Source organism: Sciscionella marina DSM 45152, from assembly GCF_000379465.1.
Lineage (GTDB): Bacteria > Actinomycetota > Actinomycetes > Mycobacteriales > Pseudonocardiaceae > Sciscionella > Sciscionella marina.
Genome location: NZ_KB905436.1, coordinates 259,529 through 280,801, shown reverse-complemented (window position 1 = coordinate 280,801; position 21,273 = coordinate 259,529). Strand labels below are relative to the sequence as shown.

The 21,273-nt window shown below is 62.7% G+C and carries 16 protein-coding genes; 12 read left to right on the top strand and 4 right to left on the bottom strand.

Annotated elements, in window-relative coordinates; genetic code table 11:
* Window positions 1-437: 437 nt before the first annotated feature.
* On the top strand, window positions 438-1,667 hold the full coding sequence (locus A37U_RS0137300) for a cytochrome P450 (protein ID WP_020501763.1): 1,230 nt from the start codon (window positions 438-440) through the stop codon (window positions 1,665-1,667).
* Window positions 1,668-1,916: 249 nt separating this feature from the next.
* Here A37U_RS0137300 and A37U_RS0137295 read toward each other — a convergent pair whose 3' ends face one another.
* Both A37U_RS0137295 and A37U_RS0137290 read right to left on the bottom strand, forming a co-directional pair.
* Window positions 1,917-2,456 carry a TetR/AcrR family transcriptional regulator gene (locus A37U_RS0137295; protein ID WP_276143654.1) on the bottom strand — a complete coding sequence of 180 codons (540 nt, stop codon included), beginning with the start codon at window positions 2,454-2,456 and terminating at the stop codon, window positions 1,917-1,919.
* Between the two features lie 231 nt (window positions 2,457-2,687).
* Window positions 2,688-3,890 (bottom strand): CaiB/BaiF CoA transferase family protein, encoded by a 1,203-nt coding sequence (locus A37U_RS0137290; RefSeq protein WP_020501761.1) that lies wholly within the window; start codon window positions 3,888-3,890, stop codon window positions 2,688-2,690.
* A 175-nt stretch (window positions 3,891-4,065) separates the two neighbouring features.
* Between A37U_RS0137290 and A37U_RS0137285 the strand changes: the two genes are divergently transcribed.
* From A37U_RS0137285 to A37U_RS48905, 4 genes are read left to right on the top strand one after another with little or no spacing between them, the layout of a single operon-like run.
* On the top strand, window positions 4,066-5,277 hold the full coding sequence (locus A37U_RS0137285) for a thiolase family protein (protein ID WP_040589771.1): 1,212 nt from the start codon (window positions 4,066-4,068) through the stop codon (window positions 5,275-5,277).
* A gap of 24 nt (window positions 5,278-5,301) precedes the next feature.
* The gene (locus A37U_RS0137280) at window positions 5,302-6,069 is read left to right on the top strand and encodes an SDR family NAD(P)-dependent oxidoreductase (protein ID WP_020501759.1); all 768 of its coding nucleotides are present in this window, start codon (window positions 5,302-5,304) and stop codon (window positions 6,067-6,069) included.
* Window positions 6,066-6,833 (top strand): crotonase/enoyl-CoA hydratase family protein, encoded by a 768-nt coding sequence (locus tag A37U_RS0137275; protein WP_020501758.1) that lies wholly within the window; start codon window positions 6,066-6,068, stop codon window positions 6,831-6,833. The genes A37U_RS0137280 and A37U_RS0137275 overlap by 4 nt, the downstream gene beginning before the upstream one ends.
* A 22-nt stretch (window positions 6,834-6,855) precedes the next feature.
* Entirely contained in the window at window positions 6,856-7,947 is a 1,092-nt protein-coding gene (locus A37U_RS48905) for an acyl-CoA dehydrogenase family protein (protein ID WP_020501757.1), read from the top strand.
* Window positions 7,948-7,996: 49 nt separating this feature from the next.
* Here A37U_RS48905 and A37U_RS0137265 read toward each other — a convergent pair whose 3' ends face one another.
* Window positions 7,997-9,196 (bottom strand): IS110 family RNA-guided transposase, encoded by a 1,200-nt coding sequence (locus A37U_RS0137265; RefSeq protein ID WP_020501756.1) that lies wholly within the window; start codon window positions 9,194-9,196, stop codon window positions 7,997-7,999.
* Between the two features lie 232 nt (window positions 9,197-9,428).
* On the opposite strand from A37U_RS0137265, the gene A37U_RS0137260 reads away from it, so the two are divergent.
* Entirely contained in the window at window positions 9,429-10,919 is a 1,491-nt protein-coding gene (locus A37U_RS0137260; RefSeq protein WP_020501755.1) for a class I adenylate-forming enzyme family protein, read from the top strand.
* Window positions 10,920-11,000: 81 nt separating this feature from the next.
* On the opposite strand, the gene A37U_RS0137255 is transcribed toward A37U_RS0137260, so the two are convergent.
* A complete protein-coding gene (locus A37U_RS0137255; RefSeq protein WP_020501754.1) occupies window positions 11,001-12,122 on the bottom strand; it encodes an acyl-CoA dehydrogenase family protein in 1,122 nt (373 codons plus the stop codon).
* 463 nt (window positions 12,123-12,585) lie between these two features.
* Here A37U_RS0137255 and A37U_RS0137250 point away from each other — a divergent pair, with 463 nt between their 5' ends.
* The 6 genes from A37U_RS0137250 (at window position 12,586) to A37U_RS0137225 (ending at window position 21,032) form a co-directional block, all read left to right on the top strand.
* A complete protein-coding gene (locus A37U_RS0137250; protein ID WP_026198015.1) occupies window positions 12,586-14,517 on the top strand; it encodes a flavin-containing monooxygenase in 1,932 nt (643 codons plus the stop codon).
* Window positions 14,518-14,628: 111 nt separating this feature from the next.
* Window positions 14,629-15,054 carry a nuclear transport factor 2 family protein gene (locus tag A37U_RS0137245; protein ID WP_020501752.1) on the top strand — a complete coding sequence of 142 codons (426 nt, stop codon included), beginning with the start codon at window positions 14,629-14,631 and terminating at the stop codon, window positions 15,052-15,054.
* Between the two features lie 63 nt (window positions 15,055-15,117).
* Window positions 15,118-16,275 (top strand): acyl-CoA dehydrogenase family protein, encoded by a 1,158-nt coding sequence (locus tag A37U_RS0137240; protein WP_020501751.1) that lies wholly within the window; start codon window positions 15,118-15,120, stop codon window positions 16,273-16,275.
* A gap of 434 nt (window positions 16,276-16,709) precedes the next feature.
* On the top strand, window positions 16,710-17,753 hold the full coding sequence (locus A37U_RS47310; RefSeq protein ID WP_157183280.1) for a Vgb family protein: 1,044 nt from the start codon (window positions 16,710-16,712) through the stop codon (window positions 17,751-17,753).
* A gap of 216 nt (window positions 17,754-17,969) precedes the next feature.
* Window positions 17,970-19,070 carry a CaiB/BaiF CoA transferase family protein gene (locus tag A37U_RS0137230; RefSeq protein WP_040589769.1) on the top strand — a complete coding sequence of 367 codons (1,101 nt, stop codon included), beginning with the start codon at window positions 17,970-17,972 and terminating at the stop codon, window positions 19,068-19,070.
* A gap of 135 nt (window positions 19,071-19,205) precedes the next feature.
* Window positions 19,206-21,032, top strand: a complete 1,827-nt coding sequence (locus tag A37U_RS0137225) for an AMP-dependent synthetase/ligase (RefSeq protein WP_020501748.1) — start codon at window positions 19,206-19,208, stop codon at window positions 21,030-21,032.
* Window positions 21,033-21,273 lie beyond the last annotated feature (241 nt).

Here is a 21,273-nt window from a genome sequence, read left to right as displayed (position 1 = left end):
GAAGCCGATGCATCGGTCGGTACCACCGAGAACACCGAACGGTGTATGCGGATGAACAGTGGAGCGGTTGACGGGTGACGGCTCCTAGCGGTGAGACGTGGTGTCTGGACGTCGATGGTTGTTGGCGTCCGTCAGTCTCATGAGAAAATTCATTCTACGGGACGCTGCTGAGGAAAGGCAGTGCGCGAGACGTTTTCGGCGCCGGTTTACGGTGCGCTCTCGGCTCTCTTCGCCTGCTTCTTCGTTGTGCCGATGGAGGCGCTTGAGATGCGCGTTGACCAGTCATATGATGCTCATGGCGGTGACAGGGCTTGATAAACGAACGATCATTACGACATCCTTGAAGACATAAGTGTGTCGTCGGAATATGAACGGCCTCGTGCGTGCTAACCTGCGAGGGTTTCGCCGACCCGAGCGACGAGATAGTGGAGCCAACGATGTCCCAGATACTGACCACTGACGTGCTGAGTCCCGACGTCTACGCGAACGGTGACCCGGAGAAAAATGGACTGCCGCTTGATGGATACGAGCGGCTTCGTCAGGATGCGCCCTGCTACCGGCACAAGCTCGATGATCCGCTGATGATCGACGAGATATGGGTGGTTTCGCGTCACGCGGACATCGTCCGGGTAGACAAGGATGCTGAACTGTTCTCCTCGATGCACGGCGTTTCGACGCGTGTCTATACGCCGGAGAATCTCGACATGGGTGGAAAGCCCGCCATGATCGGTCTTGATGGAGACCAGCACCGGCGAAATCGTGGTGTGGTGAGCAAGGCTTTCACTCCTAAAGTCGTGAAGACGTTCGAGGAACAGTTTCGCGAGATGTCGAGGCGAATCGTGCAGCGCGCTGTCGCCAAGGGATCGTTCGACTTCGTCTCCGAGATCGCGGTCGAGATGCCGCTCAATGCGATCTGTGACTTGATGGGCGTGCCTGCTCAGGATCGTCCACAGTTCTTGAAATGGGTCAATGCGTTCACCGTGACGACGGATCCCAATTATGCGCCGTCCCCGGAAGAGGCGATGATCGCACTCGGAAACATCTGGGAATACGGTCTCGACCTCGCTGATCATCGCCGTCAAGAGCCCGGCGACGACTTGATGTCGTTGATAGTGCGGGCGAAGGAAACGCTCAGCGATGACGAGATCCAGGGCTTCATCTTCTTGCTGGCCGGTGCCGGATCCGATACCACGCGCAACGCGTTCAGTCACAGCTTGCACGGTCTGATGCGTAATCCGGAACAGATGCGGTGGCTGCGTGAGCACGCCGACGACGTTCCGTCGACCGCGATCCAGGAGATCGTGCGGTGGGCGACACCAGTCATCCACTTCGCGCGCACGGTTACCAGGGACACCGAGATCGCCGGACAGCCGATCGCCGAGGGTGAGAAGGTGGCGATGCTATTCGGTTCCGGCAACTTCGACCCCTCCGTGGTCGAGGATCCGCTCCGCTTCGACCTGACCCGCGAACGCAGCGGGCATGTTTCCTTCGGGGTAGGGCCGCATTCCTGCCTTGGAAAGCACATCGCGGCGTTGGAGATCAAGATTCTCTTTGAGGAACTTCTCCAACACACCAAGGAGATCCAGCCGACGGGACCGATCGGCTATGTGCGGGACAACTTCCTGCGAGGCGTTCATACGCTCCCCGTCAAGACGACACCGGCCTGAGCGCTCGACGCTCTCGATGCCCTGCGACGGCCCCGAGCTGCCGTCGCAGGGCGCCGTCGGTGATGTGGAGATCCCGTTGCGGCAAAAGATATCCGCATTATGGGGCGTGCCCAGTAAGCATTCTTACCGTCCCCCGACGCGGTTCCCATCTCTGCGGTGCGGAACGGCCAGGTCATTCGCTGTTCGGCCCTGTGCCGCTTCGAAACCCCGGCCGTGCAGGTCAGGTCCGGGACGTTCGGGTGTGCGGGCTCAGGCGCTCGATCCGGTCGCCAGCGGAGCGATGAGCTGGAGCGCAGCTTCGGAAATGTCCTCGGCACGGTAGCGTTCCTTCGGCCGGTACCAGCGCGAGACCCAGATGCACATCCCGAGCAGGAGTCGCGCCGTGACGACAGGATCCGCCTCCGTGAGGGCACCTTCGTCCATGGATTGTCTCACGGTGTCGACCCAGAGCTTTTCGAACCGCCGACTCCAGCCGTGCCAGCGTTTGAACACCTCGGGCGGTAGATCGCCACCGCCGAAGAACACCGGCATGTACCGCCGCATGGCGATCGCCGCCTCGACCTGGAGGCACACCAGCTCGTGTAAGCGGTCCCCTGCGCGACCGGGCTTGCCGACGATCGCTTTCGCCGCGGTAGTCAGCTCGTTCGTCGCTCGTTCGAACAAGATACCGAGAAGATGTTCCTTGGTGGGAACAGTCCGATACAGGGTGGCCCGGGAGACTCCCAGCTTTTCGGCGGTAGCGCTGATCGACACGAGCTCCACGCCTCCTTCGGCGAACAGTGTAGCCACGGCGTCGGCGACCGCATCCGGGTCGATCTCGCGACGGGGTCTGCCTCGAGGGCGTCCGCTAGCTTCGCTCACTGTGCTGTCCCCACGCGTCGGTCGGCCCGTGTTGTCGAGTGTCTCACCGCGCTTTCCGTAGGCGGTATTCGAGTCGGCCTGTATCTCGGTGCGAGTCTACATGATCGGAAGGTTGCTTCTGGCGCCATCGTGTTCCAGCCCGGGCCGATTCGCGCCGGGTCACCGGACGGAATCCTCGATGGTGGCCGCCGCTCCGGAGCCCATTAGCTCGTCGATGTCGGTGACTCCCCAGTCGAGCAGGACCTGTCGTGTGTCCTTGCCAGACGGGGTGGGTGGCGAGGGGGAAGGCGGTGGCGTCGCCCCGAACCGGGGCGCCGGCGCCGGCTGGCGGACTCCATCGACGTCGATGAAGGCCTTGCGGGCGGCGAGATGTGGATGGTGCGGAGCTTCGGCGAGGCTGAGTACGGGTGCTACGCAGGCATCGGTGCCCTCGAACAGTTCGGTCCAGTCCTGCCTGGTCTTCGCGGCGAAAGCGGTCGCGATCTCCTCGCGTAGACGAGGCCACTCGGCAGGGTCGCGTCGACGTTCCTCGGCGGGGTCCAGCCCCAAAAGACTCATGAATCGCGCATAGAATTTCGGCTCGAGCGGGCCGGCGGCCATCCACTGGTGATCCGATGTCTCGTATACGTCGTACCACGGTACGCCAGAGTCGAGGAGGTTGCTTCCCCGCTCGTCACGCCAGAGTCCGGCGGAGAACATGCTGTGCATCATGGCCGTCAGTGAGCTCACCCCGTCGACGATCGCCGCATCGACGACTTGACCACGCTGGGACCGCTTTGTCTCGAAGACGGCCGCGAGCAGTCCGAATGCCAGATACAGCGACCCACCCGCGAAGTCGCCGACGAGATTCAACGGGACGGTGGGAGGTGCGCCTTGCCGTCCGATCGCGTGCAATGCGCCGGTGATGGCCAGGTAGGAGATGTCGTGGCCGGCAGTCGTGGCAAGGGGGCCCTGTTGACCCCAGCCGGTCATCCGCCCGTAGACGAGCCGGGGATTGTGCTGCCAGCAGTCCTCGGGCCCGACGCCGAGACGTTCGGCGACGCCGGGACGATAGCCCTCGATGAGAACATCGGCGTGTTCGACGAGCTCCAACAAGGCTCGTCTGCCGCCGGGCGTTCGAAGGTTCAGGCAGATACAGCGGCGATTGCGGCGCAGGACATCCTCGCTATCGGGCACCGTACCGGCAGAACCTTCCGGACGGTCCACGAGAACGACCTCGGCGCCGAGGTCGGCGAGCAGCATCGCGGCGAACGGTGCCGGTCCGATCCCCGACAATTCGATGACACGCAGGCCGGCAAGTGGCCCCGAGGGGGCAGCCGTGGTCTCCGGTCTTGCCATCATCACCTTCCTCTTGACGATCATGTCGAACGATCCTTCACCGAACTATGCCAGTGGTACGGATATTCTGAAGTGGTGTTTTATGCCGTTGGAGCTTATATATGTTAACGACCTTTGACCAGAGCGAATCTAGACAGTATCTTTGAGACGCGGCAAGTCAAAAATATGTGGAGCGGTTCTCAGGGGCCCGGTTTCCGCGATGTCGATCTACCAGGAGTGCCAAGTGACGCGAAATGCGGTCATCGTCGACGGCGTTCGATCCCCTATGGCGAAGGGAAAAGCAGCCAAGGACGGGAAACCGGGTGGCGCGCTTTCCTTGCTGCATCCGGTCGAACTGCTCGGTCAGGTGTACCGGCAGTTGGTCGACAGGAGCGGCATTGACCCCGGCGCGGTCGAGGATGTGATCGCGGGCTGCGTGAGCCAGGTCGGCGAGCAGTCTGGTCCGGTCGGCAGGTGGGCGTGGCTGGCCGCGGGACTCCCTGAGCACGTCCCCTCGACTACCGTGCATCGCGCGTGCGGTTCGAGCCAGCAAGCCGCGGATTTCGCGGCGCAGGGCGTGATCGCTGGCGCGTACGACATCGTCGTGGCCTCGGGCGTCGAGTCGATGAGCCGCATCCCCATGCTGAGCGCTCGTATCGGTCAGGATCCATTCGGAGACTCGGTCGCCGAGCGCTACTCGCCGGGACTCGTGCCGCAGGGTGTCTCGGCGGAGATCGTCGCGTGGCGGTACGGGCTCAGCCGCTACGCGCTCGACGACTACGCGGCACGATCGCATGCGCGCGCCGCGGCCACGGATTTCTCCGCCGAGACCGTGCCGATCAGCACAGGGGAGGCAGTGGTCACCGAAGACGAGACGATCCGGCCGGGAACGACGGTGGAGAAGCTCGGCGCGCTCCGATCGCCGTTCGAGACCGAGGAGATGCGGGCGCGCTTTCCCGAGCTCGGTTGGCACATCACCGCCGGTAACTCCTCACAGCTGACGGATGGCGCCAGTGCGGTGCTGATCATGGCTGAAGACACCGCAGAAAGGCTCGGCTTGCGCCCGCGTGCGCGGTTCCATTCGTTCGCTGTAGCCGCCGACGACCCGATCACCATGTTGACCGGGCCGATCCCGGCCACGGAGAAGGCGTTGGGCCGGGCGAAGCTTTCGATCGAGGAAATCGACCACTACGAGGTCAACGAGGCTTTCGCGTCCGTTCCGCTGGCCTGGTCGTCGCATTTCGGGGTCGACGTCAAGAAAGTCAACCCATGTGGTGGCGCGATCGCTTTGGGACACCCGCTCGGGGCATCGGGCACGCGGCTGATGACGACCATGCTCAACGCAATGGAAAGCAGCGGCGCCCGATACGGCTTGCAGACCATGTGCGAGGCGGGCGGCATGGCCAACGCCACCATCATCGAACGGATATGAGAAACCTGGAAGGGACTATTCCTCGTGCGGACCACAGGCATCAGCGCGGTCGTCACCGGCGGCGCGTCAGGGCTCGGCCTGGCTACAGTTCAACGACTGCTCGACGCGGGAGCCGGCCAGGTCGTCATCGCCGACCTGGCCGGCTCGGAGGGTGAAGCGGTCGCCGCGCGGCTCGGCGATCGTGCGGTCTTCGTGGCGACCGACGTGCGGGACACCGAGAAGATGGAGGCCGTGTTCGACGCCGCCGAGGAGTCCGCTCCACTGCGTGTGCTCGTGCACTGTGCCGGACGGGGCGGGGCAGTGCGGCTCGTCGGCAAGGACGGATCACCGGGATCACTGGATCTCTACTCCGAGATCGTCGGCGTGAATCTCATCGGCACCTTCAACGTGCTGCGCCTCGCCGCGGCGAGGATGGCCCGTAATGAACCTCTCGACGGTGACCGTGGTGTCTGTGTGCTGACCGCCTCCGTGGCCGCGTTCGAGGGGCAGATCGGCCAGATCCCCTACGCTTCGGCGAAAGCGGGGGTCAACGGGATGACGATCGTGGCGGCCAGGGACCTTGCTGGCAAGAACATCCGCGTGTGCACCATCGCTCCTGGCACGTTCGATACGCCGCTACTGGCTCGCCTCTCCGAGGACGTGCGTACCTCTCTTGCGGCGACGGTGCCCCACCCGAGTCGGCTTGGTGACGCCGACGAATACGCGCAGCTCGCCATGAGCATCGTCGACAACGGCATGCTCAACGGGGAGACGATACGACTCGACGGGGCGATCAGGATGGCCCCACGATGAGCGAACCGGTCATCGTCGACGTAGCCGAGGGCATCGCCACCATCACGTTGAACCGGCCGCAGGTGCGCAATGCGATCGACCTGCCCACCGCCGAGGCCATCTCGGACGCACTCGACGAGCTGGATTCCCGCAGTGATGTCAGGGCCGGTCTGCTCACGGCCGTGGGCGAGGTGTTCAGCGCCGGCATGGACCTGAAGGCGCTCAATGCGACCGGAAAGCGTCCCATCACCAGTACGCGTGGAGCGTTCGGTATCGCCGAGCGCCCTCCGGAGAAGCCTTTGGTCGCCGCGGTTGAAGGCAAGGCGTTCGGGGGTGGATTCGAACTCATACTGGCTTGCGATCTGATTGTCTGCGCCGAGGGCGTCCAGTTCGCGCTCCCCGAGGTGCGGAGGGGGATGGTGGCTACCGCAGGCGGAGCGTTCCGGTTGCCCCGCAGGATTCCCCGGTCCATCGCGATGGAGTTACTCCTGACCGGCAATCCGATCGATGCCGCTCGTGCGGCCGAACTCGGGCTGGTGAACCATGTCGTGACGCCAGGACTAGCCGTTCGAGAAGCGCGACGGCTCGCTGCGGTGATCGCTGGCAACGCTCCGCTGGCGGTCCGGACAGCCAAACGCGTGCTCGAGGAGTCCGCCGGCTGGCCGAGCGACGAGGCTTTCAGCCGGCAAGCCCCGTACGCCGAGCGAATTCGTTCCTCGGCGGATGCCGCCGAAGGGGCCCGCGCCTTCGCCGAAAAGCGAGAACCGGTCTGGACCGATGCCTGATCACGGTAGGGAGGGAAATCCGATGGATGAGGACGAGTTCGTGGTCTTCAGGGAGAGCCTTCGGTCTTTCGTCGGGCGGGAAGTGCTTCCGCACGCCGATAGCATCGCTGCCTCCGGTTCGGTGCCCGCGGATGTTTTCGGTGTGGCGGGGGAGAACGGCTACCTGGGTATCTGCGCGCCGGAGGAATACGGCGGTTCGGGGATATCGGATATCGCGCATTCGCTGGTGGTGGCCGAGGAACTGGCGGAAGCGGGGCAGACAGGGCTCGCGCTCGCGTTCGCCGCGCATGGTTCGGTTGCCGTCCCGTACCTGGCGAATCATGGCAGCCACACGTTACGCGAGCGGTGGCTTCCACCGATGGTCACGGGGACAGTACTGGCGGCATTCGCCGGGGATGGCGCGGAGGGCATCAGGCTGAGCAGCGCGGGGACCGGCGTGCGGATTGACGGTACCCTCGAGTCAGTGGTGAGTGCCACGAGATCGGGGCTGTTGTTCGTTCCCGTCGGGATCGACGAGGGCGCGGCCCGTGTCGTAGCCATACCCAGGGAAACGGCTGGAGTCCGGTCGATCGCGATCAAGGACTCGCTGGCAGTTCCCGGGGCCGATATGGGCACTATCGAACTGGACGGTGTCTTCGTCGAGTCCGAGGCCGTACAAGCGGTGTCCACCGCGACGCTGGCCAGCCTGCGGGCCGATGATCAGCTCGCTCTGGCGCACATCGCGGTGGCGGGAGCACGTGCGGCCCTGGCTACGACGCTCAACTACGTCCGCGAGCGGTCTGTGTTCTCCAGGCCGCTCGCGGATTTCCAGAACACCCGGTATGCCCTCGCCGAGATCAGCGCGGAACTGCTTGTCACCAGCGCCTATCTGCGGACCTGCGCGGTCGACCGGGCAGAGAACCGGCTTAGCGTCCACCAGGCCGAGGCGGCGCGGCTCCGCTGTGCCGACCTTTTCGCTCTGGCCAGTGATCAGGGGCTTCAGCTGCACGGTGGTTACGGCTACATGCGGGAGTACTCGATCGCGGCGGCCTTCGCCGATGCGCGTTATCTCCGGTTGCACGGCGGTGGTACCCGCGCGGCAAAAGAAGCGCTGGCCGCGAACCTTGGCCTGTGATGCGTCTGGCCGCGATGGCGCGGGCAGAAAGGACTTCCCAATCAGGATGTCAAGCCACCGCAGTGACGGGAGGTGAAGCGTGGTAGCACTTCCCGTCACGGATCATCGCCCACAGAACGTTGAGTCTGCGGCGTGCCAGCGCGAGCAGTGCTTGCTTGTGCCCCTTACCTTCATGTCGTTTGCGCTGGTAATATGCCTTCGACGCCGCGCAGCATTGCAGGCTGACCATGGACGACAGATACATACTGCGCAGCAGTCCCCGGTGATATCGCCTGGGGCGGTGCAGGTTGCCGCTGACGCGGCCGGAGTCGCGGGGCCTGGGCGCCAGGCCGGCGAAACCGGCCAAGCGATCGACGCTGTCGAAGGTAGTCATGTCACCGCCGGTGGCGGCCAGGAACTCCGCAGCCAGGTTGGTACCCATGCCGGGCAAGCTGCGGATCACTTCAGCGTGTGGATGCTGACGAAACCGTGCCTCGATGAGGGAATCAAGTTCGGCGATCTCTTCATCAAGATTCATCACCCCCTTCGCGAGGCGCGCCACCATCGTGGCCGCCAACCTCTGGCCGGGCAGCGTTGTGTGCTGAGCCTGGGCAGCCTCCACCGCCACTTTGGCCAGGGCAGCGGCTCCCCGGACTTTGCGGGTACGCAGCCAGCTCTCGATGCGATTGGCGCCAGCACGGCGGATCGCGCCGGGGGTCTGGAATCCGGTCAGCAACAGCACCGGTCCCTTACGCGTCAGCTCCACCGCACGTTCCAAGGCGGGGAAGATCTCCAGCAACTGGGCGCGCAGACGGTTGATCTGCCGGGTGCGGTCGAAGACCACGTCCAGGCGACGGGTGGTCAAGGTGCGCAGGTCCACGGCGATCTCGTCGCCTGGTCGCAGCAGGCCAATGTCCCGACGAACACGGGCCTGGTCAGCGATGACAAAAGCATCATGCCCACAATCGGTCTTGCCCTCACCCCGGTAGGTGCCCGAGGCCCGGTACACAGCCAAGCCGGTGAGGTAGGCAACCGGCTGGCCGTGGTTGAGCAGCAGCCCGATCAGCAACGCCGCGCCACCGTGGTTGAGATCCACCGTCCACAACACGTCCTGCGACAGAGCCTCGACGTCACCGATCAGCTCCAGCAATGCCTTCTCATCGTTGAGAATGCGACGGGACAGCAACCGCTGACCGTCCGCGTTGATCACCACGCAGTGATGGTGGGTCTTGCCGATATCCACTCCAGCCCACAGTTCGGGCACGGTCACCTCCGCCAACTCGCTGTCACATGTGATCCCGCAGACGACCTCGCCGACGTTGTCCTACAGCAGCGATCACATCGCGTATCCCAATTGGCGGTCGAGTCGTCACGGGGCTCCGGGCGGCCAAGTCCTTTAAGCCATCGAACGGCTCAGCAATGACAGCCATACCCGCAGCCCCCGGGCCCTCCGATCCTACGAATGACCAGATCAAACCCGCGCTTGAAGGGTTGGACAAGGTATGACGACGATCGCCGGACTCGTACGCTCGAACGCGCGGCGAGTTCCCGAGCGCGAGGCACTCGTTTTCGGTCCGGGACGGTTGAGCTGGCGAGAACTCGATCTTCGGGTCGACGCGGCAGCGGCCGTGCTTGCCGAACACGGTCTCAGACACGGGGACCGATGTGGGCTCATGGCAGCGAACAGCGACGAGTACCTCGTCGCCGCGTATGCTGTGCTGCGACTCGGTGCCGTGCTCGTACCGGTCAACACACGGCTGGCGGTGCCGGAGATCGCTTTCATCGTGAACGACTGCGGGGCGCGGCTGCTCGTGCACGATTCCGGCTCGCGGGAGAAAGCGTTCGCCGCGATGGGAGAGCTGTCGGCCGCGGCGATCGGGCTCGGTGAACTGCGCTCCTGCCGCCGTGCACGAGCCGCCGAGCTGGGCGAGGACGTACGGGAATCCGATGACGCCCTTATTCTCTACACCTCGGGTACGACCGGCAAGCCCAAAGGTGTGCTGCTCGACCACCACCGGGCGATCTGGGCCGGTTTGGCGCAGCTACCGCTCGGTGGGCTGAGCGAGCTGGACCGGTATCTGCACCTGACACCGCTGTATCACGGCTCGGGCATCACCATGTCCACTGCGATGCTGCTTGTCGGCGGGACCCAGATCGTGCACGAGCGTTTCGAGGCGGGACAGGCATTGCGGACGCTGGAAAGCGAACGTGTCACTGTCCTGCTCGGGGTCCCGACCATGTACCAGCTGATGCTCGAACACGCGGACGTGTCGAGACGGGATCTCGGCGCGTGGCGGATCGCGTTTTTCGGTGCGGCTCCGATGCCCGCGTCGGCCGTGCGGCGCTTGTTGAGTGTCCTGCCTCGGGTCAAGCTGATCCAGCAGGCCGGGCAGACAGAAGCCGGGCCCGCCGGCATCTACGCTACCGCGGATCAGGTGCACGCAAGGCCCGATGCGACGGGGGTGCAGGCGTTTCCTTACTTCGAAGCCAGGATCGTCGACGAGCACGATCAGGATATCGGGCCCGGTGCGGTCGGCGAGCTGATCCTGCGGGGTGAGAGCGTGATGAAGGGCTACTGGGGCCTGCCGGAAGCGAGCGCTACGGCACTGCGTGGGGGTTGGCTGCGGACCGGGGACCTTGTCCGCGTGGACGTCGACGGGTATCTGACGATCGTCGACCGGCTCAAAGACGTCATCATCACAGGAGGGCGGAACGTGTACTCGGTCGAAGTGGAGAACGCCATCGCCGCGCATCCGGATGTTCTCGACTGCGCGGTTCTTGGTCAACCCCATCGGGAATACGGGGAGACCGTGGTGGCGGTGGTAGCGGTTCGCGGGGATGCGGGGCTGACGCTGGACCGGATCCGGTCGCACTGCGCGGAGCTGATCGCCGATTACAAGCTACCGCGTGAGCTCATCCTGGCCGAGATTCCGCGTAACGCGGCCGGAAAAGTCGTCAAACATGAGTTGCGTGCCCTGCTCGGTACCGAGTAACGATCCGCGGATCCGGGCCCTGGCTCGTCGTCGAGAGGATGGTCGGGATACGCAGCGCGCGGCGTGACACCTCGATCCGCATCACAGGCCGAGTGATTGACTGATGATGATCTTCATGACTTCGTCGGAGCCACCGTAGATGCGGCTGACGCGTCCGTCGAGGACGGCCTGCCCTACTGGATCGCTACTCCGGTAGGCGCGCGGGCCGAGCACCTGTAAGCATCGCTGCGTGACTCGTCCTTGTAGCTGGGTGCAGTACAGCTTCACCATGGCCGCGTCAGCCGGGGTGAGCGTGCCGGCCTCGTGCTCGAGCAGACCGTGGTCGGCGAGTGCTTGCCCGGCCGCCACTTCGGTGGCGCAGGAGGCGAGCTCGAACTTCGTGTGCTGTTCCCGCCGTGTGTCGCCGACGGCGTGGACCGCGTGGTCGAGAACCGCAGCCGCCGAGGCCTGTGAGTTCACGGCGATCGACAGGCGCTCCTGGGCGAGATTGGCTGTGAGGTAAGTGAAGCCGTTGTTCTCCTCGCCCAACCGGTTCGCTACCGGCACCCGCATATCGGTGAATGAGAGCTCCGCCAGATCTTGTGCTTTGAGTCCGAGTTTGTCCAGACGCCTGCCCCGCTGAAATCCTGGAGTATCCGATTCGACGACAAGCAGACTGATGCCATTTTTCCCCGCCTGTGGATCGGTCTTGACCGCCAGGATGATGAGATCGGCAGCGGCGCCGTTGGAGATGAATGTCTTCGCTCCGTTGACAACATAGTGGTCTCCGACGCGAACCGCACGGGTTGACATCGCTTTCAAATCCGACCCCGCCCCGGGTTCCGAAAGCGCCAGCGCGGGCACCGCCGTCCCGGAGGTCAGTTCCGGGATCCAGCGCGCTTGTTGGGCATGGTCGGCGTAGCGGTGGAAATACGGCATACAGATGTCGGTGTGTACGCGCAGGCCGCCAAGCGCGAGGAACGCGCGCTGGATCTCCTCGGTGATTACCGCGCTGTGCAGGAAGCTCGATCCGGGGAGACCGCCGTGCTCAGGCGGCGCACCGATACCGAGAATGCCCAGCTCACCGGCACGGTGCCAAAAGCGCCTGCTCGGCTTGCCTTCTTCCTGCCAACTGGGGTACTCCGGGACGATCTCGTCCAGTACGAACTCGCGAACGAGCAGGCGGAATTGTTCGTGCTGCTCGCCGAAGACGGTACGGCGCATCCTCTTCCGATCGCTTGTGCGGTTTCGACTGGTCGACGTCCGTCAGGGAAACGAACACCGTGGACGGGTCCGAATCATGATCGACGGAACTCGCGCAGCTTAGCAAACCGTGGACTTTGCGTAAACGATCGTTGACCTACTACGTGGGCGACCTCAATGCGGTCGAGCCCTCGAGGAGCGGTAGCGTCTGGCCTATCGTGACTGTTCAGCGACGAATGGCAGCGAACGCGTCGAACGATACTGTCTAGCAGAGTGAACGATAGCTCATCGTGAACTTGACGGCCCAGGCCCGCCATGCGATTATGAGACGCAACGACTCATAAAGTGTCCGATCGCCGTTCGCGCAGGGGTGCGCGGATGGGTACGCCGCGAACGGGTCTTACTGGTACCCGGCGTTCGGGCCTGATACCGATGTCGGCTCTGGTGAGCGCCGGGTGTGCTGAGTTCGAAGGGATCGAGTGCGATGTCCGATATGGTTTCCGCCGATAGCGGAAACACACGCGCGCAAGGCAGCGAGGACCGGTTGCGCGCGGCGCTTGACGAGGCGAATATCCCCACCCTTGTCATGGTGCTGGCACACCTGACTGGCGAGGATAAGTGGCTGTCCGAACCATATTGCCCCAAGCGTGGCAAGCCACTGGACGACAACGACTCCGGCGAACTTCCCGAGAATATCCAGCAAGAGATAAGAGATGCCGTACTCAAAGCGGTTACGGCATACCGCCAGGGAGCGGTATCGCCCGCGCAGCTCGCTCCTGAACGCGTTGCAGAGATGCTCGAGACTGCCATCGTGGAGGAGGTTCCGTCCGAGTACGGGCCGCTCCTGTCGGAAGAGCTGGGGCTCGTGGGCCGCGATGTCGATATGCCGAAGACCACCCCGGGAACGGGATTCCGCGTACTGGTCATCGGCGCGGGCATCTCGGGTCTGTGCACAGCCATCAAACTCCAACAGGCCGGAATCGACTACCTTGTCGTGGAGAAAAACGCATCGGTCGGCGGGACATGGCTGGAAAACACCTATCCCGGCTGTGGTGTCGACACCCCCAGTCACCTGTACTGTTTCTCGTTCGCCCAAAACCCCCGATGGCCCCGCTACTTCGCGAAACGTGACCACGTCTACGAGTACTTGGAGCGCCTCGCCGACGAATACACAGTCCGAGACAACATTCGCTTCAACACGGAAGTCGTGAGCGCCGAATACGACGAGGGAAACCAGAGTTGGCGGATCCTGACGCGTGATACGGACGGAACAGAGGAACTCATCGAACCCTCGGCGCTGGTGACAGCAGTAGGGATGGTCAATCGCCCATTCATTCCCGATCTACCGGGACTCTCTGACTTTTCCGGACCTGCCATGCACACGGCTCAATGGCGCGATGACGTCGATGTCACGGGCAAGCGTGTCGCGGTTATCGGCAATGGTGCGAGCGCGATGCAGTTGGTCCCTTCGATCGCGGAAGCGGCCGAAAGCGTCACCGTTTTCCAGCGCTCAAACCACTGGGCCATTCCGCATCCCAACTATCACAGGGAAGTACCAGAGAACGTGCGTCTTGTCATGGAGGAGGTGCCGTTCTACGCTGCCTGGTACCGGCTTCGGCTGCTGTGGAATTTCAGTGACCGCCTGCACCCGCAGCTGCAGATCGATCCCGAATGGCCGCATCCCGAGCGTTCGATCAACGCCGCGAACGAAAGCCATCGGCGTTTTCTCACCGGCTACATCGAGTCCGAATTGGCGGGCAGGACCGACCTCATCGAGGCCTGCACCCCGAACTACCCGCCTTACGGTAAGCGGCCACTCATCGACAATGGCTGGTATCGGACGCTACGGCGCGAGGACGTACGTCTCGTGACCGAAGCGGTCAGTGAAGTTCGGGCCGGGTCCGTCATCGCAGAGTCCGGTGAAGAGTTCGACGCCGATGTCGTCGTCTTCGCGACCGGGTTCAAGACCCTGCAATTCCTGTGGCCGATGCAAATACGTGGCCGGTCCGGCCGGGCTCTGCGCGAGATGTGGGGGGAAGATGACGCGCGCGCCTACTTGGGGATAACGGTTCCGGACTTTCCGAATTTATTCATCATCAACGGACCGAATACAAACGCCGGTCATGGTGGAAGCGCGGTGATATCGACCGAATTCCAGGTTCGATACGTGATGGACCTGCTTTCCCGGATGTTCGAACACGGTGTCTCTTCCGCAGAAGTTCGTTCGGATGTCTTCTGGGATTACAACAAGGAACTCGACGATGCCCTTTCGCGCTCTATCTGGGTGCATCCGGGAATGCGGACTTATTATCGAAATGATGCAGGTCGAGTCGTTGTGAGCAGCCCATGGAAGTATATCGACTACTGGGAACGTACCCGTCACGCCGATTTGGGCGATTACATTCTAGAACACTAATCCGGCTCCGGGACCAGAGGTCGGCATTCGATGGATGAGAGTTGAGCTAATTGAAGAAACCCAGTCGGGTGTTCCACGCCGGGCGAGCAACGAAAGACGAGGAGATTCGTGATGAGCGGTGACAACGGAGAAGTAGTGGGTGACTTTTACCGCGCCTTGTCCGACAGAAACTCGTACATGCTCGAGGGGATCGTTCGTGAGCGATTCACGGAACAAGTACGGCTGGTGTATCCAGATTCGCTTCCCCACGGAGGAACGATCAGCGGCTCGGCCCGCCTGGCGAAGATCTTCTCACGTATGGTGTCGGCGGATGCGCCGGCGGGGGCTGTGAACATTCGGTTGACCGACCTGATCGACGGAGGCGATCGAGTGGTCGCCCATATCGATTTCGAGTGGCGGGTCCCCGGTACCGCGGACGGCCTGCCGATGTCCGCGCTCGAACTCTGGACGTTCCAAGACGGTCTGGTCCAAGAGATCCGCGCCTTCTACTGGGATACCACCGCGGTCGCGAGGCATGGTATGGGTACCTCCTCGTGAGTACCGTGCCTGATCGGCCGTGGGCAACCCGACTGTCTCATCGCTGAATACGAGGAGAAGACCGTGTTCGAGCTTACCGAAGAACGACGTGACCTCAGTGACCTCGCCGCTCGGGTGGCTGCCGATCGCTTCGCATCGAAGGCCAGGCAGTGGGACGAGAACCGTACATTCTTTCCCGTGGAAGAGCGCCGTAAACTCGGCGAACTCGGCTTGCTGGGGCTGACCTTACCGGAGGAATACGGGGGTGGTGGCCGACCGCTGCTCGATGCCCTGCTCGTCATCGAGGAACTGGCTAAGGTAAATCCGCTTTCCGGTTGGCCTGTGTTCGAGGCTTCGGCCGGGCCGGCTAGGGTCATTCATCTGTTCGGCACCGAGGAACAGCGCGGCCGAATCCTTCCGGCTGTCGCGAGCGGTGACATCACCATCGCGGTGTCGATCTCGGAACCTGATGCGGGTTCGGCTGCCACCGACGTGGCGACCAGCGCGTGCGTAGAAGGCGACGAGGTGGTCATCAATGGGACGAAGCGCTGGTGTTCGGGAGCGGGCCATGCGGAGAAATACCTGGTGTACGTCCGTTTCGGGACAGATGCAGGCGCCGCGGGAATGGGCGCCGTGCTGGTGGATAAGGAAGCGGCCGGTCTGACGTTCGGTCCGCAAGAACATCTCATGGGACACCGAGGAGTCGGATCCGCCGACATGTTCTTCGACAATGTCCGTGTGCCTGTGCGCGACATCATCGTTGACAAGGGTGGATTCCGAAAACTTTTCACTGCTTTTTCCATAGAACGCCTCGGGAATTCGACGATGTCACTCGCTATCGGTCAGGCGAGTCTGGACAGGACAGCCCAGTATGTCCAAGAGCGCCGGCAGTTCGGTAAGGAGATCGCTGAATTCCAGCTGGTGCAGGCCGGCCTTGCCGATATGGTGATGCAGGTGCGCGCAGCTCGCATGCTTGTCTATCAGGCGGCAGCGAGCGCGGGCACCGGAGCGCCGTCTGCGCTGGATGCTTCGGTGGCGAAGTGCTTCGCGAATGAGATGGCGAAGCAAGTCTCGGACATGGCGATGCAGCTACACGGTGGATACGGCTACTCGGCGGAATATGAGGTCGAGCGGCTGCACCGGGATGCTCACGGCTGGGCGCTGGCGGGCGGAACGCCGGCGATCCAACGGTCCCGTATCACCGCCGAGTACCTTGGGCGGCGTTTCAACCAGCGCGGATAGAATTCATACGGATCCCGCCATAGCGGCGGAATCTCAATATCCTGTCCGGCGCAGACAGTCTTTTTGACGAGAAAGAAGTTCGCTATCACGGTGGGCCAGCCACGTGCGGCAGAGTCCGCTCTGCGCCTTGCTCGTGCTGACGAGCTGTCGACTGGATCCGATAGGTGCGCGGACACCAGGAGGATCAGCGAGACCTGATTGCGTATTGCGTGGGCGGTGAGCTCGCGACCGTTGTGGGACGGTGCGCTTTCGAACTCATCCAGAGAGCTCGAGTCGAGAAGAGATCGTGGATGCAAAATCGTGAGCAGGTTGCTGTTGAGTGCACTTCTGTGTTACGGTATACGGGGATACCGGTCATTCACCGTCTGTAGTGTATTGGTTAGTAAATCATTGATTCGGTTTTTCTCGGAATGGAGACAGAGAGGTGTCCGTCCGTGTGTAAAATCAAGCTTTATCACCTTTTTCGCCTCGGCATTTTATTGATAATTATTAGCGTGTTCGGCTCGATTTCGGCTGCCGCTGCTGAGTCATCTCCGTTTACGTTCTACAATTCACGCACCCCGTTGTCCGGGCCATGCAACCTGGTCGACGGTCCAGACGGAGCTTCGTGGGTGGCCGAAGTTCTCGCGCACAAGATTGCGAGAGTCGATCCCAAAACCGGTAAACTCGAAGAATTCGATATACCGACCTCGCTCGAGGTCGCACCACATCTTCGACTGCCATTGCCGCAGCCGATCTCGTTCCTGTGTGGAATCAACAACGGACCAGACGGCCGTGTCTGGTTCACCAACGCGGTCAGCAATCAGATCGGGCGTATCGACCCCAGGACGAAGAAGGTCGAGACTTGGCGCGTACCGACTCGAGCGTCGATGGTTGAGGACATCTTCCCGGGGCCGGATCACGCGATGTACTTCGCCGAGCCGGCGAGCAACAAAATCGGCCGGTTCGACCTGTCGACCGGTAAGATCACCGAATACAGCGTGCCGACGATCGCTGCGTCCCCGATCGGCGTTTTCGCTGCATCCGATGGTGGGATTTGGTTCCCGGAATTCACCGGGAACAAGATCGGCCGCTTGGACGTCAAGACGAAGAAGGTGTCCGAGTTCACCTTGCCGACCCCGCTGGCCACTCCTTTCGTACTGCGAGCGGAGTCACATGGCAGTCTGTGGTTCACTGAGTTCACCGGGAACAAGATCGGCCAGATCGATCTCGCGACGAAGAAGATCACCGAACACACCGTACCCACGCCGCTGTCCGGTCCAGTATCGGTGACAAAATCGCCAGATGGAAACATCTACTTCGACGAAGGGCTTGCCAACAAGATCGGAGAACTCGATCCGTCCAATGGCAAGATCAGCGAGACAGCGATCCCGACGATACCGGGTGCTTTCCCCGAGGAGATACGATTCGGCCCTGGAAATGCCGTGTGGTTCACCGAACTGGTGACGAACCGCATCGGTCGGCTGGACCTTTCTTGAACCGAGGTGCAATTCGGTCGCCGCAACGCGGATCGGGGATACCGCGAACCGGGTTTTCCGTGGCGGTGGTTCCGGGGAAACAACACGCACTTGCGGGACTGAGGTGACCGTAAAGCCGGCCAAGATCAGCTGGTCCCGTGAGCGCGAAGAGTAGGTCTTCCGCGGAAGGGCGCGGGTATTCAACGCCCTTACGCGAGGCCAGATGATTGGAAACGGTTGGTCACACCACTGGATGGAATCAGAATCGTGGAGCTGGGCGCCATTGGTCCGGTGACACACGCCATGATGATCATGGCGGACCTTGGTGCGGACGTCGTGCGCGTAGGCCGCCCGGCTGGTGACGCTCCCTTTGCCGACATCGAGGACATGACCATGCGGGGACGCAGACAGTTCGAAGCGGACCTCAAGTCCGCGGAAGGACGCAGATCCGTATTGGAATTGGTTTCGCACGCGGACGTGCTGGTGGAAGGAAATCGCCCTGGAATCTGCGAGAAGCTCGGCGTCGGACCGGAAGATTGTGCTCGGGTCAATCCTTCGCTGATCTATGCGCGGATGACCGGCTGGGGACAGACCGGACCGCTCGCCGAACGAGCCGGTCACGACATCAATTACCTGTCGGTGACCGGAGCCCTCGATGCGATCGGGCATCCAGGAGGGCCTCCGGTCGTTCCGCTGAACTTGGTCGGCGACTTCGGCGGTGGCTCGATGTTTCTCGTGACAGGTATCCTCTCGGCATTGCTGGAGAGGTATCGGACGGGCCAGGGAACGGTGTTGGATGTCGCGATGGTGGACGGGATCACGGCGCTCGAGCAGCCGGTTCTGTCGATGTTGGAGACAGGTGGTTGGCGCGAAGCCCGTGGTTCCAATCTGATCGACGGAGGTGCCCCGTTCTATGGCGTATACGAATGTGCGGACGGCCGGTATGTCGCGGTCGGGGCCTTAGAACCGCAGTTTTTTGCCGAGCTGATCCGTGGACTGGGGCTAGACGACGGGTGGCTGCCGGTACAGGCGGATCGGACACGATGGCCGGTTTTGCGTGAACTGCTCGCTGACGTGTTCAAGTCGCGGAGCCGTGACGAATGGGCCCGACTTTTCCAGGGCACCGACGCGTGCGTGACTCCGGTGCTCTCGTTCTCGGAGGCTCGGAGCCATCCGCATCTCGCGAGTCGTGGAACCGTACGTACAGGAGACTCGGGTATGCCAGTTGCAGCACCGGCGCCGAGACGCTCGGGCGAGCAGCCAGACCCGTTGCCTTCGGCGTTGCAGCGCGTCGAATACGGCGCGATTCTCGCCGAGTGGCGAGAAAAGGAGTCGTAATGGGACCAGAAGGGGACGTTCTCCCGCTGAAGGTCCAGCTTGTACAGCGACGGTGTAGCTCATAAACTCGAATCGCCGATACATGCCAGCCTCGAGGCCACCGTTGTCCGGGGCGTGCGCAAGGAGCAGTGCGAAATGGATTCCTCAACCACCCTGATCTCCGGTCCGGACCTGGAAGGCCCTCCATTGGAGGCGGAGACCGTCCCTGAGGCCTTTCAGCGGATTGTGCGACAGCGACCGGATCGCCTCGCGCTGCGGAACATAGACGGCTCAGTAGCCCTGACATGGCGCGAGCTCGCCGCACGGGTCGAGAAAGTGGCCGCGGGGTTGGCGGCGCACGGCCTCGAACACGGTGACGCACTTGCACTTGTGCTTCCGAACAGTATCGAGTGCCATATCGTCGACTACGCCGCGGCTCATATCGGGGCGGTCCCGTTCGCGGTCTTCAACAGTTCTCCTGCTGTGCAGATCGCGCATCAGCTGCGGAACTCCGATGCGAAAATCGTGTTCACCAACCAGGAGTTCAGGCAGAAGGTGCTGGAAGCCGTCGACAGTCAAGACGTAACCGTGCGGCGAGTGGTCGTTGTCGATGGAGAGGCAGATGAGCGGACTTGTCATGTGGCGGATATCGAGGGCTCGGGTGCGGCCGAATTCGATTTCGAATCAGCGTGGAGGTCGATCAAGCCGGATGATCTCGCGACGTTGATCTATACTTCCGGGACCACGGGACCGCCGAAGGGAGCGGAGTGGTCCCATCGTGGCGTCATGTGCAACCAGCGGTCATTGGCGGCGGGACTTCCGATCCCACGGGAAAGCTTGGTCTCGTTCCTTCCGCTGGCCCACGCCGGTGGGCGAGTCACGGTGCACTACATGGCGTTGATGCACGGTGCGACGATCACCGAGTGTCCCGATATGGCATTGCTCCCGCGGGCGCTGGCTGCCGCACACCCCGATGCGTTCTTTTCGGTGCCTCGGTTGTGGGAGAAGCTGCGGGTTGCCGTGGAGGGGCTGGTCGAGGCCGAGAGCGATCCGCAGCTCCAGGAGCGGATGCGCCGCGTCATCGACCGGGGCATGCGATGGGCCCGCGCCTGTGAGCGCGGGTCGGGAGTGTCGGAGCAGGACGTCGCGAAGATGGCCGCTGAGCATCAAGAGGATCTGCATCTGCTCCGTCCGCTCCTCGGGCGAGTAGGGCTCGACAACGTGGTCTCCGCCTTCGTGGGTGGCGCACCGGCTGGACGCGAGCTGTCCTTGTTCTTCCGGGCGGTCGGTATCCCGATGCTCGATGCCTACGGTTCAACGGAAGCCTCGCTGGTTCTTTTCAATCAGATCGACAACTTCAAGACGGCAACGGTCGGCCGTCCGCTTCCTGGCGTGGAGGCACGAGTCGCGCAGGACGGCGAGCTGCTGCTCAGGAGTGACTCGACTTTCCTCGGCTACCGCAAGCAGGAGGACGCGGCACGAGAGGTCCTGGAACCGGACGGATGGCTGCATACCGGTGATATTGCGGCCATCGACGAGGACGGTTTCGTCAGCATCGTGGATCGTAAAAAGGAGATCATCATCAATTCCGCCGGCAAGAACATGTCGCCGGCCACGATCGAGTCGGCGGTCAAGGACCAGTCCTCGCTGATCGACCAAGTCGTCGCGATCGGTGATGGTCGGCGATACGTCACGGCACTCATCACCGTTGATCCTGAGGCGGCTGCGACCGAGGCATACAGGCTGGGGCTGGAGGGTAAGGCGTACGAGGAGGTGGTCGCTTCACCGAGGATGTGCGCTGAAGTCTCGGAGGCGGTGCAACGGGCGAACGAGACGCTGAACAGGAACGAACAGATCAAGGATTTCGTGCTGATCCGTTCGGTGTGGTCTCCAGGCGGGGACGAGCTGACACCGACCGGCAAGATCCGGCGCCGGGAGGTGCAGTCGAAGTACGCCGAACAGATCAAGAATCTCTACGCGTGAGCGGCCTCGGGTTGCCCTCTGGCGAGCTCGGCATCGGAGGGAACGCGTTTGTCGGCGCGGGAGAGTAGTGTGCCGACCGGCGCTGCCCTTCAGGATCGAGGCGATGTCGTCGCCACCTTGGGTGCAGTCCGCGGAGCTGTCGTTCAACATCGGCCAGGTAGATGCTGAGGTCTTCGGACGAGAAACCGGCTTCGGCGCCCGGAGGTATCCGGGAAACAAGAATTCGCAAAGGCGTGGTCTC

Excerpts from the sequence above, each read along its gene's own strand:
- A37U_RS0137300 (WP_020501763.1), top strand. The coding sequence starts at position 438 with ATGTCCCAGATACTGACCACTGACGTGCTGAGTCCCGACGTCTACGCG.
- A37U_RS0137290 (WP_020501761.1), bottom strand. The coding sequence starts at position 3,890 with ATGATCGTCAAGAGGAAGGTGATGATGGCAAGACCGGAGACCACGGCT.
- A37U_RS0137285 (WP_040589771.1), top strand. The coding sequence starts at position 4,066 with ATGTCGATCTACCAGGAGTGCCAAGTGACGCGAAATGCGGTCATCGTC.
- A37U_RS0137275 (WP_020501758.1), top strand. The coding sequence starts at position 6,066 with ATGAGCGAACCGGTCATCGTCGACGTAGCCGAGGGCATCGCCACCATC.
- A37U_RS48905 (WP_020501757.1), top strand. The coding sequence starts at position 6,856 with ATGGATGAGGACGAGTTCGTGGTCTTCAGGGAGAGCCTTCGGTCTTTC.
- A37U_RS0137260 (WP_020501755.1), top strand. The coding sequence starts at position 9,429 with ATGACGACGATCGCCGGACTCGTACGCTCGAACGCGCGGCGAGTTCCC.
- A37U_RS0137255 (WP_020501754.1), bottom strand. The coding sequence starts at position 12,122 with ATGCGCCGTACCGTCTTCGGCGAGCAGCACGAACAATTCCGCCTGCTC.
- A37U_RS0137250 (WP_026198015.1), top strand. The coding sequence starts at position 12,586 with ATGTCCGATATGGTTTCCGCCGATAGCGGAAACACACGCGCGCAAGGC.
- A37U_RS0137245 (WP_020501752.1), top strand. The coding sequence starts at position 14,629 with ATGAGCGGTGACAACGGAGAAGTAGTGGGTGACTTTTACCGCGCCTTG.
- A37U_RS0137225 (WP_020501748.1), top strand. The coding sequence starts at position 19,206 with ATGGATTCCTCAACCACCCTGATCTCCGGTCCGGACCTGGAAGGCCCT.